Origin of the sequence: Paenibacillus sp. GCM10012306 (assembly GCF_042649265.1) — a bacterium.
Classification (GTDB): Bacteria; Bacillota; Bacilli; order Paenibacillales; family Paenibacillaceae; genus Paenibacillus_AQ.
The window spans coordinates 28344-44169 of the sequence record NZ_JBHRYW010000023.1 but is presented as its reverse complement, the minus strand read 5'-3'; the positions used below and the strand labels follow the sequence as shown (position 1 = coordinate 44169).

Here is a 15826-nt window from a genome sequence, read left to right as displayed (position 1 = left end):
TGCTGAAGCGAACCCCAACCCCAACCCCAACCCCAACCCCAACCCCAACCCCAACCCCAACCCCCTCCCCTTAGGTGCGGAGACCCGGTAAAGTAAACGTGGATGCTATGCCCGGTTAAATAACTGGAAAAACTCAGACTGCCCAGAAACACCATTCTCTACGATTGTTGATGCGAAATAGCCTTATCAATCAGGCTCAGCTTCATCATCAATCCTTGTCAAAACCACTGCTTCAGAAGGTTGGAGACGTATGCATGGGGGCTAACGGACCCCAGCGCCGTTATTTACACATCAAGTAGCTTTTAGAACATGTAACGGACTCAGGTGCCGCTATTTCCTCCCAAACCGTGGATTTTACACCCGATTTCTGCTCATAGCGTCGCTGGAGTCCGTTATTTTCTGGAACGGTCAGGTGTTAGGAAATAACGGATCTGAGGTCCGTTACCAGAGGGAACAAGAAGCAGGTCCGGATTTCGAGATCGGTTCATTCATCAAGGGTTTAATTATCGATTTTCTCAACACAACTACTTTCTCAACAGTCTGAGAATTTCCCGTTAATTCGAGCAAAACCGTTGAAAGGGGAGAATTGACGGTACATTTTCCTGTTAAATCAGAGCCAAGCTCCAAAGTTACGAGTTAGGTCTGACACTGGGCTCTGACTAGTCCACCATGTTGCGCGACATGCGTATGGCGGTGCAAGGTCCTCTTTTTATTGCAGTTCCTGATCTTCAAGTCTTGCGTTTGAGCGGAGCCTGCTCTACCGCATCTACTTTTTGAATTAGCATAATAAAGCTTCCCTTGGCGTAGCAGGGTCCATGAATATGTTTGTCTAGCGAAAGTGGACCGTCTCCGATTAGGATCAACGCCGCTTAATGGATGTCTATTTTTTTGTACTGTCTACTGAAAGGGGCCAGTCCCCTTTTGTGACAACCCCTTGGTATTATTAGGTCAACCAGAGACTACTGGTGGCCCTTTTTGTCATACCCGTTGCGCCAAGTGCAGCCCGAGTCTCCGGTCTTTTTTTGTCATACCCGTTGCGCCAAGTGTAGCCCGAGCCTCCGGTCTTTTTTTGTCATACCCGTTGCGCCAAGTGCAGCCCGAGCCTCCGGTCTTTTTTGTCATACCCGTTGCGCCAAGTGTAGCCCGAGTCTCCGGTCTTTTTGTCATACCCGTTGCGCCAAGTGTAGCCCGAGCCTCCGGTCTTTTTTTGTCATACCCGTTGCGCCAAGTGTAACTCGAACCCTCGGTCCTTTTTTGTCACACCCATCCCACCCAACGCTGCTTCAGCCCCCAGTCATCTCTTGCTCAAATGCCGCACTTACCCGGTACCCGCTGGATCATGAAGGCATACAATAGGTTGTTGTTATTATGGCTCTTTAAATTATCCTGTCCGCCTAGGGCAGTCAAAGTTGTCATGCCTCTCTGTTTAAAGCATATACATGAGGGGAGTAACATTTTGGGCTTATGCTCTGGGCTTGTCTCAGGGTTAGATTATGCCAAGAAGGAGGACATTTCCCGTGTTTGACCAGTCTCACGGCTTGCGGTTTGATATTTATGAACGGATTCACCTGCCTGCAGAGCTGCCTGGAATAGCAGAGTTGGAAGAGGTCGAACTGCTTCCGGACATCCAGGTGATTCAGCGGGAGGATCGGGCTGAGCTGTACGGTCAATTGCTGCTTACCGGTCTTTACCGGAGCGAAGAAGATCTAACGCAGCGTCTCGACCATGCGATTCCCGTTGAAATTACAGTTCCGCTGACACGGATCAGCTCGCTTGAAGACATAGGGGTGGAGATTGAGAATTTTGATATTGATCTGCTCACGATGCGCACGGTGAATATTACGGGTGTGCTGTCCCTGCGGGGGATCGAAGGCACAGAGGCTGTGCCGGCCTGGCAGGAAGAAGAGTACACGGTAGCCTATTCTCCTGCTGCTGAAGAGAGAACGAACCAGGTCTCTGCTGACAATCCGCCCGAAGGGGATGCGCTGTATGAGAATTCGATCTGGACCTTTGGCGAAGGTGCAGCAGAGGATACTTCGATAGAGGAGCGCGAGAATACTTTTGCGGGAGCGGAAAATCCGAAGTTTACCGCTGCTGAGTCTGTGGCTTTTGCAGTATCGGCCGACCCTGTTGCTGCTGAGGAGCCAACTGTTCATTCACAGGGCAAAGAGCAGAAACCCCGGGTATTCACACATAGTTTGGAGTCGACAACAGATTCGCAGTCTGGCAGTCCGCAGTTTACTGAAACTCAGTTCACTGAAGCCCAATTCACTGAAGCGCAGTTCACCGAAGCTCAGTTCACTGAAGCATCATCATCACCTGCAGGTAACTGGCTGAGTTCCGAGCATTGGATTCGGGAGGAGACAGGACAGCCCGCGACTGAGCTGCTCTCCCCGGAAGTTGAGAATAACGCTGCTGTCAGCGGTTCAAATTCGGAGGCTGCAGAAGAGCCATCACTAGCCGCTGTTCATTCCTCTGAACAAGCAGAGGCCAATCAGGCGGAGACAACGCTTCCCGAGGCGCAGCCTGTTCCAGTTGCAGATTTGGTGTCCCACGAAAGTGAGGCTCCCCATGAGGAGAAACAAGATCTCAAGGTGGCACTGGGCAGCAAGAAGGAAGAAGTCACGAAGGAAAAAGAACATCTTACGTTCTCTTCGTTGCTAGGCTCTAGCAAGACTCGCAAGGAGCAGGAGGCTCTTCCGGTTGAGGAGCCAGTTTCAGAGGCCGCTGCTGTACCTGAGGTCGGCAATGGTACGGAATGGAAAAGCCGGTTCATCAGTTCTTCGGGTAACAGCAACCTGTTCCGGAAAGTCCGGCTATGCATTGTACAGCGGGAAGAGACGCTCGATACGATTGCCGAGAAATACCAGCTCAGCGCTCGTGAACTGGGTCTCTATAACCGGCTCAGCGGGCAGAGCGTTGAAGAAGGTCAGGTTTTGTATATTCCGTAAAAAACGCTGCACTTGCCCAGGTTGACTATGTTTGACTCTAAATGTATTATGGAGTAAGCACTATTTAGTCAAAGACTGGGAACGGGAAGAGTAGGCGGTCAGCCCTTCAGAGAGCGGAATTGTAATTGCTGTGAAATTCCGCAGGATTCAGCCCCCGAAGTCGCCCCGGAGTCGCCCCTCTGAGCTTGTCTTTCATTTTCGTGAAATCCAGGTTAGGAAGTGGCCGGTAGCAGCCGTTATCTGTACGAGGTGTCGCACTGGGCTTCAGGTCTTTTCAGGCTGTGAAGCGGAGTTTTATTTTTCCATTGGTGCGAAACAAAGGTGGTACCGCGAAAGAATGGCCTTTCGTCCTTTGAGACGAAGGGCCTTTTTTGTTTTTTTTTGCAATCTAAATCAGGTATAGCTGTAATCAAACGATGTAAATGGAGGGTATAGAAATGGCTGAACACAACAACAAGGCATCTGAGGAGCTGGCGGGTCAGCAGGATGTGGCGGCAGATAACGCCGCAGCCCAGGATTCCAAGAACGGAATGCCGACGACATATGATCCCAAGGCGGCTGAGGATAAGTGGTACCGCTACTGGATGGAAAATGAGTTTTTTAAGGCTGGACTGCGGCCGGAAGCAGAACCCTACAGTATTGTTATTCCCCCGCCGAATGTAACGGGCATGCTGCATATTGGCCATGCACTCGTTAATACGCTGCAGGATATTCTCATCCGTACGAAACGGATGCAGGGTTACGATACACTGTGGCTGCCGGGAACGGATCATGCCGGTATTGCGACTCAAACGAGAGTGGAGCAGAAGCTACGAGAGCAGGGAATTAGCCGCTACGATCTTGGACGTGAGAAGTTCCTGGAGCAAGTGTGGGAGTGGAAAGACCAATATGCTGAAGTCATTCATGAGCAGTGGGCAAAAATGGGGCTGTCGCTTGATTACTCCCGCGAACGCTTTACGCTGGACGAGGGCATGTCCCATGCGGTGCGCCACGTCTTCGTGAAGCTTTATGAGAAGGGCCTGATCTATAGAGGCAAACGGATTATTAACTGGGACCCGGCTGCCCGCACAGCGCTGTCTGATATCGAAGTAGAGTACAAGGAAGTTAACGGCCATTTGTACCACCTCCGTTATCCGCTTAAGGACGGCAGCGGTTATATTACGGTAGCTACCACCCGTCCAGAGACGATGCTGGGCGATACAGCTGTAGCGGTGCATCCTGAGGACGAGCGTTACCAAGATATGATTGGGAAGACACTGATTCTGCCAATAATCGGACGCGAGATTCCGGTGATTGCGGACGAATATGTTGACAAAGAGTTCGGTAGCGGCGCGGTGAAAATTACACCAGCACATGATCCGAACGACTTCGAAGTAGGACTACGTCACGATCTGCCACAGATCAACGTGATGGACGAGAGCGGCACCATGAACGCCGAAGCAGGTCCATATCAAGGGCAGGACCGTAGCGATGCCCGCAAGGCAATTACGGCTGACCTCAAGGCGCAAGGCGTTCTTGTATCCATCGAAGATCATGTGCACCAAGTAGGACACAGCGAGCGTTCTGGCGCCGTGATCGAGCCGTATCTGTCCACCCAATGGTTTGTAAAAATGCAGCCGCTGGCAGAGGAAGCGATCAGCGCGCAGAAGGACGGAACAGGCGTTAACTTTGTGCCTGAGCGCTTTGAGAAGACCTACATGAACTGGATCGAAAATGTTCGCGACTGGTGTATTTCTCGTCAGCTCTGGTGGGGACACAGAATTCCGGCCTGGTATTCCGAATCCACTGGCGAAGTATTCGTAGCCATGAGCGAAGAGGAAGCACAAGCAGCGAGCGGCTTGAATGACCTGAAGCAGGATGAGGACGTACTGGATACCTGGTTCAGCTCGAACCTGTGGCCGTTCGCCACACTCGGCTGGCCGGATGAGACGAGCAGCGATCTGGAGCGTTATTTCCCGAACAACGTGCTCGTTACCGGCTATGACATTATCTACTTCTGGGTAGCGCGGATGATCTTCTCCTCTCAGGAATTCACCGGCAAGAAGCCGTTCAAGGATGTGTTGATTCACGGGCTTGTACGTGATGCCGAAGGACGCAAAATGTCCAAATCGCTTGGTAACGGTATCGACCCGCTTGAGGTTATCGAGAAGTACGGCGCGGACGCATTACGTTACATGATCTCCACAGGTATTACTGCAGGACAGGATCTGCGCTTCCGTATAGAGAAGGTAGAGCAGGCACGTAATTTCGCCAACAAGATCTGGAATGCGTCGCGCTTTGCGCTGATGAATCTGGAGGGTGTTTCCTTCGAGGATATCGACATTACAGGTGATTTGAGCACAGCAGACCACTGGATTCTGCACCGGCTGAACGAAACTTCTCGCGAAATTACGCGTCTAATTGACGCGTACGAATACGGCGAGACGGGCCGTGTGCTGTACAACTTCATTTGGGACGATCTCTGTGACTGGTATATCGAGTTCGCCAAATTGAATCTGTACGGTACGAATGAAGCTGCCAAATCGAAGACGCAATCGGTTCTGGCTTATACGCTTGATCGTACACTGCGTCTGATCCATCCGTTCATGCCGTTCATCTCGGAAGAGATCTGGCAGCATCTGCCGCATGAAGGAGAGACAATCACCCTTGCGGCTTGGCCGGAATATGACCAGGCACTGGAGAACGCCGAAGCTGTTGCGGAGATGAACATTCTGATGGATATCATCCGCGCTGTCCGTAATATCCGGGCAGAAGTGAACGTGCCGATGAGCAAGAAAGTTGACCTCATCGTTAAAGCCGGAAATGAAGACATTCTGGGCATCATTCAGCGTAACGACAATTACATCAGCCGCTTCTGCAACACCTCCTCGTTCGCGGCCGGCCTGAATCCGGTAACCGAGGGCAAGGTGATGTCGGCTGTAGTTACTGGCGCTGAGCTGCTGTTGCCGCTGTCAGGACTGATTGACATTGATCAGGAAATTGCCCGACTGGAAAAAGAAGTACAGACGCTGAACAGCGAAGTTGAGCGCGTGGAGAAGAAGCTGAGCAATCAAGGCTTCGTGGCCAAGGCTCCAGCAAAAGTCATCGAAGAGGAACGGGCGAAGCAGGCCGATTATTCCGCCAAACGGGAAAAGGTTCTTGCCCGCATCGCAGAGCTGAGAGGATAAAAGACATGGAAGACATGATCCGGGGCGGAAGTAACGCCCCTCTTGGGACATATAGAGAAGCCGTAGACTGGATTAACAGCCTGATTCCATTCGGAATCCGCCCCGGGATGGAGCGGATTCTACTGATGATGGAACGGCTGGGCAATCCGCATCGTCGGCTGAAGTTTATTCATGTAGCGGGAACGAACGGTAAAGGTTCGACCTGTGCATTTTTGACAAGCACCTTGCTCCAAAGCGGTTATACCGTAGGAACCTTTACCTCACCGTACATTACGAAGTTTACGAACCGGTTTCAGTATAACGGTGAGGATATTCCTGAGGAGACCTTGACAGCAGTGGCGAATATCTTGCATCCGCTGGTGGAAGAAATTGCAGCCAGTGAGCTTGGTTCGCCTACCATGTTTGAGGTAGCGACAGCACTAGCGATTGTCTACTATGCGGAGCATGCCTATCCCGACGTTGTCGTATGGGAGACGGGGCTTGGGGGAAGGCTGGATGTAACGAACATAGTTACCCCAATCGTCTCGATCATTACCAACGTGGGCTTCGACCATACCGATGTGCTAGGAGATACCTTGGAGCAGATTGCCACAGAGAAAGCCGGAATCATCAAACCCGGCGTACCTGTGGTTAGCTGTGTGACTCAACCGGAAGCGGTAGCGGTGCTCAAGAAAAAGGCGGCTGAATGCCGCTCCAAGCTCTACCTTGCCGGAGAAGACTTCAGCTATGAAGTCACCGGAATTCGCGAGGGCCTGCAGACCTTTATGTTCAAAGGTCCTTTCCGATCGATTGAGCTCAGCATCGGCTTGAAGGGTGAGCATCAATGCAGCAATGCTGCCGGAGCCATGATGGCGCTAGAATCCTTGCGGCAGTATATGGCGTTCATGCTGGATGACGAAGATGTGCAGGAAGGCTTCCGCCGCACCTTCTGGGCCGGAAGACTGGAAGAAGTCAGCACCGTTCCGCGGATTGTACTGGATGGTGCCCACAATCCGGAAGGGGCAGAAACTCTCGCCAAGAGCCTTCCGCAGTTCTATAAATACGATAAATTAAATTTGCTTATGGGTATGCTGGCAAATAAGCATCATGAATCGTATTTCAAGCATATACTGCCTATAGTGGATACGCTCATCCTGACCGAACCGGATTTCCGGAAGAAAATGGACGCGGAAGAACTGCAGGCGATTGCAGAGAGCCTGCGGGAGAAATATGCCAAAGAAAATTTGGTGATTATAGTAGAACGTGATTGGGACAAAGCGCTGCAATTGCTGAAGTCGACGACAGCTCAGGAAGACCTGGCTGTGGTCTCCGGCACGCTGTATTTAATATCTGATGTGCGCGGTGCGATTTTGCAGCAACCCGATTCTGAAAAAGGCTGGTGACGAACTGTTGGATACTACTGAACGTGTGCATTTTATAGGGATCGGCGGCTATGGTATGAGCGCGATTGCCCGGGTAATGCTAGAAATGGGATATACGGTGACCGGCTCTGATGTCGCGTCGCAGGAATTAACGGAAAAATTGATTGCCAAAGGCGCGAAGGTCTATATTGGACATACCGCTGAGCAGGTAAAAGGAGCGGACTTAGTCGTCTACTCTACCGCTTTGTCCAACGACAATGTGGAATGGGTCGAGGCGGAACGGCTGAAGATTCCGGTTCTACACCGCTCGCAAATGCTGGGCCGGCTGCTGAATGAACGGAAAGGTGTCGCTGTTGCCGGCGCTCACGGTAAGACCACAACCTCATCCATGATCGCTTTGGTTATGGAAGAATGCGGTGTGGACCCTACGTATATCATCGGTGGGGAAATTATGAATATCGGTACGAATGCCAAAGCAGGACAAGGGGAGTATGTCGTTGCAGAAGCGGACGAGAGCGATGGTTCGTTCCTGCAGTATCACCCTTGGCTTGGTATTGTCACGAACATCGAAGCCGACCATTTGGAGAATTACGGCGGAGACTTTGGCCGCCTAAAAGCTGCTTACGTGCAGTTTATGAACCAGCTGCGTGAAGATGGCACTGCTATCGTATGCGCGGATGATGAGAATGTGATCTCTCTCTTGCCGGAAGTGAAGGGCGATGTGACGACTTACGGTATCCATTCGCCGACTGCGGACTACATTGCAACTGACATCGTGCTGGGCGACAGACAGGTGTCTTTCACGATGAACGGTTATGGTGAGGTGCTAGGTCGTATTGAATTGTCCGTACCGGGACAACACAACCTGTACAATGCGATGGCTACAGTGATCACCTGTCTCAAGGCTGGAATACCGTTCGAGGATATTGCCAAGGCCATTGTCAATTTCCATGGTGCCAAGCGCCGGTTCCAGGTTCTCGGAGAAGTGGATGATATCCTTGTCATTGATGACTATGCACATCACCCGACTGAGATTCAGGCAACTATCAGTGCAGCCAAGGCAACCGGCAAGCGGATCATTGCTGTATTCCAGCCGCAACGATATACCCGCACTTTCTTCTTGCTGGATGCCTTCAGCAGGGCTTTCAGTGAAGCGGATGAAGTGATCATCACCGACATCTACTCCCCGGCCGGGGAGAAGCAGATCGAAGGTGTAACCTCGGCGAAGCTGGTGGAGCTGATCAAGCAGAACAGCAACAGCGGCGCACGGCATCTGCCTACCAAGGAAGATGTTGTGAACGATTTGCAGGACCGGATCGCATCCGGCGACCTTGTGATTACGATGGGCGCAGGCGATATCTGGAAAGTGGGTTATACGCTGGCGGATCAATTGAAGAAACGCTAACATCAGGCAGAAGCCAACAAGAGAATCGGAGATTTCCGTTTGAATCACACCTCTTAAAGGATACCCGGGATAACAGATGTTATTCCGTTACCTTTAAGGGGTGTTTTTTTGTAGTCCTCAACTACTAGAAGGCATACAGGGACTATTTTTCATTTTTTAATAATAAAGGATGTGTTGTAACACTACAGGGACAAGTTATACAACGTATACCCATATCCATCTAAAAAATAATTCTCTGCTCCTATAAATCGACAGCGTTTTGGCGAAAAATGAGTTACTATAGGAATGCATCTAAAGTTTCATAGATAGAAGCGGGATGCTTAGTGATCCTGCTTTTTTGTGTGCGAATATATTGGAAGCTAACATTTCTATAGAGCAACAAGGAGTCGAAATACATGCGTAAGAGATTATTATTCCTGTCCGCCCGTATCCATGGCCAGGAGGATAGCGAAGGCTGGATCAGAACGAGAAGTCTTCTTGAGATTTTATTGGAGAAATATGATGTTGATTTACTCTTGTATGGTAATTATCATCCGGGTGATCTCCCGGAAGCGGGGAGTTCGCTCACGGTTCATCAAGTCAAGATGAAGGGCCCTATACGTGGGAAGAAGCAGGACACACTTTATACGCCGGGAAGACGGTTTTATCCGGGAAATACCAACAAAGAAATGAAACTCGCCATCGCCGAGCTTTGCCATATGAATTCATACAGTCATGCCTTCTTATCATATAATCTTCCCGGCAGTTATCTGGATGTTCTGAACCGGGTGCAGCCTGGGATTACCTTGATCATGGATGCTTTCCAGCCACGGACTGGACGCACCTATCAAAGGACGGCGAGAAAAAGAATCTTCATTAAGCCCTATGACCATCTAAATGCTGCGCGGTTGCGTAAGGACATGCTGCGAACCATGAACAAGACAGCATTACTTCTAGCTGCTTCGGAATGGGATGCCCTTTCATTCAAAGCGGTGTCTTTCGAAGATGCTGGAAAGGTGCAGGTGGTCCCCTCGTTTATCAAACTTGATAAATATGAGCAAGCAGGACCAAAGGTTAAAGAAGACGGGGTTGTGCTTCACTGGAATATGAGTACCCCGCAAGGGAAACGTGCAGCACTACTCTTTCAACAGAATATTCTTCCGGCGGTTCGGGCGAAGGTGTCCGGTGCTAAATTCTATATCACCAGTAATGCACTGGAACTTGAAGTTTTGGAATCATTTAAGGAAGAGGAGAATGTCTTCATTGCAGCCTCTACAGACGAGGCGATTCATTACATACGTCAATCCAAGGTCTTGTTCGCCCCTCTGCTAGAAGGGATAGAAGCTCGTCCAGAAATTCTGGAGTCATGGGCGTTAAAAACACCTGTTGTCACAACGTTTCGTGGCTCAGAGACCCTGATCTGCGAGCATAAGCGGAATATCCTGACTGCAAAGACCTTCGAGGAGATCGCGGACAGCATTACAACCCTGTTACTGGATCAGGAAATGGGTGCCATTATCGCCGACCGGGCATTCCAGACTTTGCTGAAGCATTATGAATTTACGGACATCAAGCAGAAAGTACTTGGCCTTGTATAAGATTGGACCGACGCTTTAAATAAAACAACCCGCACAGAAAGGCAAGAGGCTTGCCATCTGTTGCGGGTTGTTTGTGTAGCTGGGACTACAGCAGATTACGACGCAATTCTTCCGCCGATTTCGGCGAGAGATGTCCCAGTGGGATATCGAACACGGTTTTTGCTCCGCTTTGGCCTTCGTTGCTTAGGCGGACAGCAGCTCTAGCATATGCTACGAGAACGCTGGCTGTGAATTCAGGATTGCTTTCCAGCTTGAGGCCGAATTCAACAATTTGTTTTGTGCCTTCGCCGGTAACACCACTGCGAATAACAAAGCCGCCATGCGGAATTCCGCTGTGTTGTGCGGCCAGCTCTTCCTCCGTGATGAAGGTAACTGTAGTATCATAATCGGCAAAATAGTTAGGCATGTTGACGATTTCGGCACGGATCGCTTCGCGGTCTGCACCTTCCTCAGCCACAACATAACATTCTCTAAGATGCTTCTCGCGTGTAGTCAGCTCCGGTGTTTCTCCGGAACGGATGGCATCGATAACCTCTTGAACAGGAACGGTATATTGTACGCCGGCTTTGACGCCTTGTACACGGCGGATGGCATCGGAGTGACCTTGGCTTACGCCTTTGCCCCAGAAGGTATATTCCTTGCCCTCAGGCAGAATGGATTCGGCGAGCAGGCGGTTCATTGAGAAGAGGCCTGGGTCCCAGCCAGTAGAGATTACGCTGAGTGTGCCGCCTTGTTTGGCTGCGGCATCCACGGCAGCAAAGAATTCAGGGATTTTGGCATGTGTATCGAAGCTGTCCACTGTATTGAACAAGCTTGCGATTGCAGGGGTCTGCTCTGGCAGATCGGTAGCGGAACCACCACACAGAATCATGACATCAACTTTACCTTTATACTGCTCAACGGCTGAAATATGCTCGAATTTCACACCGGCTTCACCGGCTTCCACTTGTCCGGGTTCCCGGCGAGTGAAAATTGCGACGAGCTCGATATCCGCGCTTTGGGCAATCGCCTTGCGCACACCTTTTCCAAGATTGCCATAGCCTACGATTGCTGCTTTGATTGTCTGTTGCAGAAAAAGCCCTCCTAATGTGATAGAGAATGTAAGTTTAACCCCTAAAATGTTGACTGCGGGATCAAGATTTAAGCTTGTACCCTCAACGTAACATACGGCGTTATTTTAACATAATATGCGAAGAGAGCGTGCACGTAAAGGGGACGAGCTTGTATTTTTCATATGGAAAGTGACCTTAAGGATCGAGATAAGGGATTGATTCGTAGCAGGAAAACATCATACCGGAATGTCGGGGCTGAGTGACGCTGTGTCTCTGGAGTGACTGCAAATTCTATAAGATATAGCATATCTCCCTATCTTCTATCATATCTTTTGATATAGAACAGATAAGGTGAGGTGCGGGCAGTGAATAACGGGAGAATGACATTCCGGTTCGATGTTGACAAGGACAAGCCGTGGCCGAAGGAAGAAGAACGCCGCTCCAGTAGCAGTGTCGGGACGGCTCAGGAATATAAGACTGAACCGCTGAAGCAGGAGGACGATTTTCTGGACCACGGTTGGGTACTTGAGCCGGAACCGCTCACCTTACGTGGAACCGCGTCCCAGCCCATTTACGGCTATCCGGCCGGCACGAAAGATTACCGCTGGCAGGATGTAGAGCAGATAGAGGAGGACAGAGGCGCAATGCCGAGGCGGCAGGATGTAGAGAAGATGCCGGAGGACAGTGGCAGATTGCCGAAACGGCAGACTTTCTTTCATGGTAATACACCTCCTGACCTGTGGGATTCCCGGCGCACTCCACTCCCTTTCATTGAAGAGGAAGAAGAATGGCGTTCGCGCAAAATCCCAACCCAGCAGGCTTTCGATCCTGTTCCGGAACACTACGAATACGACGGTGAAAAGGCGGGTAGCGGGTACGGGGGTGCGTATCGTTCCCGCCGTCCCTCGTATTGGTGGAAATTTGCGCTCTCCGTGGCCGGCGCATTAGGTACGGGCCTGCTGCTAAGCTACACCGCTCTTTCCTTCTTCAATGGAGGAACTCCCGGCGGTGGCGGTAATACGCCTGTCACTGGCACTGCTGCCGTGGGGGCTCAGAACAGTGACAAGACCGTGGACCCTGCTGGCACAGGGACTTCAGGGCTGCCCCTGGCGGAGAACGGAAATCCAGGAGTGAACACTATTCCTGTGCATATTACACCACAGAGTTACTACCTGCTTCAGTATGGCGTCTTCAGCTCGCCAGATGGTGCTTCTCAAGCCCGGAAGGAATTGCTTGACGCCGGACTGGCGGCAGAGGTTGACCCGAATGATGGCAATCGCGTATATGCAGGCCTGTCGCCAGACCGGGAACAGGCCAAGCTGCTTAGCGGCGGCCTGAAGAATCAGGGCATTGAGCTGTATGTGCGGGAAGTAACGCTGCCAGCTGTAGAGCGGCTGGCTTATGCCGGGAATGCCGAGACAGTGGAAGGCTACTTCACGGCCAGCGGCAAGCTGCTGGGAGAGCTCAGCAGTCTGTCTGCCGCATTGCTCAGCACGGGACAACCAGATACCGCAGCGGCTGCCGCTATCAGCGATCTTCACCTTCAGTGGAAGGAGGCAGCCAAGGGCTTGGAGCAGTCGCTTTCGCCGGAGGCACAGGCCCTCAGCACCTCGCTGGAGAAGTCAATGAACCAGGGCATCTCAGCACTCGCCGAGTATAATAAGAGCAAAGCTGGCGGCCTGCTATGGGAAGTACAAGGCTCGATGATGGATTTTCTAACCGGCCAGAAAAAACTATTGGTCGCCATGGGAGCCAATCTCTCTTAACCTATAAATCCTTTCTATTCAGGCAACTTATGATAGGGAGGATTTTTTGGCATAGCTGGCGAATCAGGATTAAGAGTTGGTTCTAAAAAAATGGTGAGGGAAGACGGACATGAAGAAGAAAAATGTAGGAATACTGCTGTTATTTCTAATTCTGGGCTGGCTTACTGGTGCTTGGATAGCCAAGCTGCTGGAACCTGTAAAGGCGCTATCTTTTCTTACAAAATCGACGGTGCTAAAATGGTCGCCGCAAGCCGATTTTGACATCATCAGTTACGACATCACTATTCAATTTAAACTGGGCATACTGAGTCTACTGGGTATCATAATAGCTGTCTGGCTGTACCGCAGGCGGTAAGCGAGAAGGAATGAAGGGGAGGTGTAGACAGAAGAGTAGGCGTGATTCGGGTGAAGTTAGGCTTTTGGAGGTAATTCTAATTCTCCCCTTTCCTCGTCTTCTTGAATGTGATAAAGGTTCTACATGATTGCAATAAGGTCTGGGAATGTCACCGATGGAGTAATTGGTGGGATTATGGTCCCGGATATACAGCGGCAGCGCCGACGATGAGTCGTAGGCGTAGGCCGCTTTTTTTGTTGCTCAGAATCTGCTCAGAACGGTGTGCTATGGTTAAAAAGTTCCGGTAGAAATAGGGAAAAAAGTACTATTTTCGACAGAAAGGGTGTGGAGTTGTCGACTGGGGATTTCGTATTTAGCAAAATACAAAGTCGTGTGAACAAGGAATATTTTAACTTAAGCAATAGGTTTGAATTGACTCATGCTGTTGCTTTAAAAGGGAAGAGAGGGTTGAAGTATTATGGAACAAACGTTTAAAAAATTTATATCGTATGTCCTGTTATCGGCATTGTTCTTTGGTATAATTACCCCCGCTTTGCCGGCAGGAGCCGCTCCAGCGGCTACAACCAAGTGGGTGACGTTCAAATATGATGATTTTTCTGATAGCAATATTAGTAGTATATTTTCTTTAAACGGCAGAAGTGCTGCTGTACTTGATACGAAGGTCAGTCCCAAACGCATCCTTCGTTTAACTTCAGGAGCGGATGGTCGTGCCGGTGGATCGTATTATGGTACTGTATTCAGCAAGCAGAGAATTTATAGTCAAAATAATTTTTCTTTCAGTACCTATTTCTCCTTTCGGTTTACCGAGCAGGGATTTGCTAGAGGATTTGATGCTGCAATAAATAATCCTTCAGGATTGCCTGGTGCTGATGGGATTACTTTTACGGTTCAAACCATGCAAAGTAATGCCGGTACAGTCGGCAGCGGAATTGGATATAGCGGAATTACTCCGAGCTTTGCAGTTAAGTTCGATACTTACAGAAATACGGAACTAGGTGATCCAAGCGATAGCTATATCGGGCTTGGCGTAAACGGTAATATTAATAATACACTTCCAACCTATGACTTACTTCCGAGAGGATACAAGTTAAAGGACGGTTCAGTCTATCATGCTTGGATAGACTATGACGGCTCTACAAAGAATGTGAAAGTTTACATTAATAAGGGTTTAAATAATCGAAACACGGCAATAAAGGCACTAGATGTGAGTAACGTTGATCTGGGGATGATTTTTAAGAACCAAGATTCTGTTTTTGCTGGTTTTACGGCTTCGACTGGTGGAGCTTGGGAGAATCATGATATCTTGAATTGGTATTTTACCAATAATGTTGATCCGATTGATACGGCTGATCCTAATACAACATACCAGCAAGCACCTATTTCCGTGACAATGGCAACTGCTGCTAATAGCAAGCCAGGCAAAACACAATTGACAGTAACGGCAAAGGATTCAAGTGGTAATCCGGTAGGCAACGTTCCTATTACGCTTAAAGCGGATAGTGGAACCATTGAAGATCTTAACGGACAACCGATTACACCTGTACCAGTAGTAATAAATGCAAATGCTAATGGACAGGCACAGGTGTTGCTGAATATGGGCTCGACACCTAACGTGACTCCTGGGAAAGTAACGGCAATTGTCGAGGGGGGAGCATACAGTTCCCAGGATATTCCACCTTCCCCTATAAACTTGGCGAAAAGCGCTGTAACCAACACAGGGGCAACGTTAACATGGAGCGCTGTGACTGGTGCCACTTCTTACCAGCTATTTGACAACGGAACACTGCTTACAACTGTGAATAACACGAGTTACGCTGTGACAGGATTGGCTGCAGGAACAAGCCATAATTACACTGTAACGGCAGTGAAGAACAATGTACAATCCGCGCCTTCAGCATCAGTCAATGTTACCGCTCCAGGACCAGTGCCAACATTGCCTGCATCGCCATCGCCGGGAACTAACCCGAATACGACGAAGGTGACGACATCCGTAGGAGCGGGTAACCACCTCGTGACAAAAGTGTCCTCTACCCTAATTCCTACACCAAATGTAGGGGATGCAGCGCCAACAGGAGCGGGAGTAACAGACCCTTACACGCCTGGTGCAGATATCACCGGCGTGGATCCGATAACGAACAAATATATTGGTGTGTATGAAGTAGACAGCAACAACAAGGTGGTATCGTTCAAGC

Annotated in this window: 10 protein-coding genes; 8 read left to right on the top strand and 2 right to left on the bottom strand. The window is 50.0% G+C overall.

Annotated features, from left to right (window positions below):
• Nucleotides 1-978: 978 nt before the first annotated feature.
• Nucleotides 979-1167: a hypothetical protein gene (locus ACFORK_RS28540; RefSeq protein ID WP_379205459.1), complete on the bottom strand. Its 189-nt coding sequence runs from the start codon at nt 1165-1167 to the stop codon at nt 979-981.
• A 350-nt stretch (nt 1168-1517) separates the two neighbouring features.
• On the opposite strand from ACFORK_RS28540, the gene ACFORK_RS28535 reads away from it, so the two are divergent.
• From ACFORK_RS28535 to ACFORK_RS28515, 5 genes are all read left to right on the top strand, one after another.
• The gene (locus ACFORK_RS28535) at nt 1518-2951 is read left to right on the top strand and encodes a LysM peptidoglycan-binding domain-containing protein (RefSeq protein ID WP_379205458.1); all 1434 of its coding nucleotides are present in this window, start codon (nt 1518-1520) and stop codon (nt 2949-2951) included.
• A gap of 530 nt (nt 2952-3481) precedes the next feature.
• Nucleotides 3482-6118, top strand: coding sequence for a valine--tRNA ligase (locus ACFORK_RS28530; protein ID WP_379205462.1), 2637 nt, complete (start codon nt 3482-3484; stop codon nt 6116-6118).
• Between the two features lie 5 nt (nt 6119-6123).
• Nucleotides 6124-7500 (top strand): bifunctional folylpolyglutamate synthase/dihydrofolate synthase, encoded by a 1377-nt coding sequence (locus ACFORK_RS28525; RefSeq protein WP_379205457.1) that lies wholly within the window; start codon nt 6124-6126, stop codon nt 7498-7500.
• A 7-nt stretch (nt 7501-7507) separates the two neighbouring features.
• The gene (murC, locus tag ACFORK_RS28520) at nt 7508-8884 is read left to right on the top strand and encodes a UDP-N-acetylmuramate--L-alanine ligase (RefSeq protein WP_379205461.1); all 1377 of its coding nucleotides are present in this window, start codon (nt 7508-7510) and stop codon (nt 8882-8884) included.
• A 395-nt stretch (nt 8885-9279) separates the two neighbouring features.
• On the top strand, nt 9280-10461 hold the full coding sequence (locus ACFORK_RS28515; protein WP_379205456.1) for a glycosyltransferase: 1182 nt from the start codon (nt 9280-9282) through the stop codon (nt 10459-10461).
• 85 nt (nt 10462-10546) lie between these two features.
• Here the strand turns inward: ACFORK_RS28515 and ACFORK_RS28510 are convergent, their stop codons facing one another.
• On the bottom strand, nt 10547-11533 hold the full coding sequence (locus tag ACFORK_RS28510) for a diaminopimelate dehydrogenase (RefSeq protein WP_379205460.1): 987 nt from the start codon (nt 11531-11533) through the stop codon (nt 10547-10549).
• A 345-nt stretch (nt 11534-11878) separates the two neighbouring features.
• Here ACFORK_RS28510 and ACFORK_RS28505 point away from each other — a divergent pair, with 345 nt between their 5' ends.
• From ACFORK_RS28505 to ACFORK_RS28495, 3 genes are all read left to right on the top strand, one after another.
• On the top strand, nt 11879-13279 hold the full coding sequence (locus ACFORK_RS28505; RefSeq protein ID WP_379205455.1) for an SPOR domain-containing protein: 1401 nt from the start codon (nt 11879-11881) through the stop codon (nt 13277-13279).
• 109 nt (nt 13280-13388) lie between these two features.
• Nucleotides 13389-13634 carry a DUF4321 domain-containing protein gene (locus tag ACFORK_RS28500; protein WP_379205454.1) on the top strand — a complete coding sequence of 82 codons (246 nt, stop codon included), beginning with the start codon at nt 13389-13391 and terminating at the stop codon, nt 13632-13634.
• 457 nt (nt 13635-14091) lie between these two features.
• Nucleotides 14092-15826, top strand: a 1735-nt coding sequence (locus ACFORK_RS28495) for a lectin-like domain-containing protein (RefSeq protein ID WP_483874861.1), incomplete at its 3' end; no start/stop codon positions are given.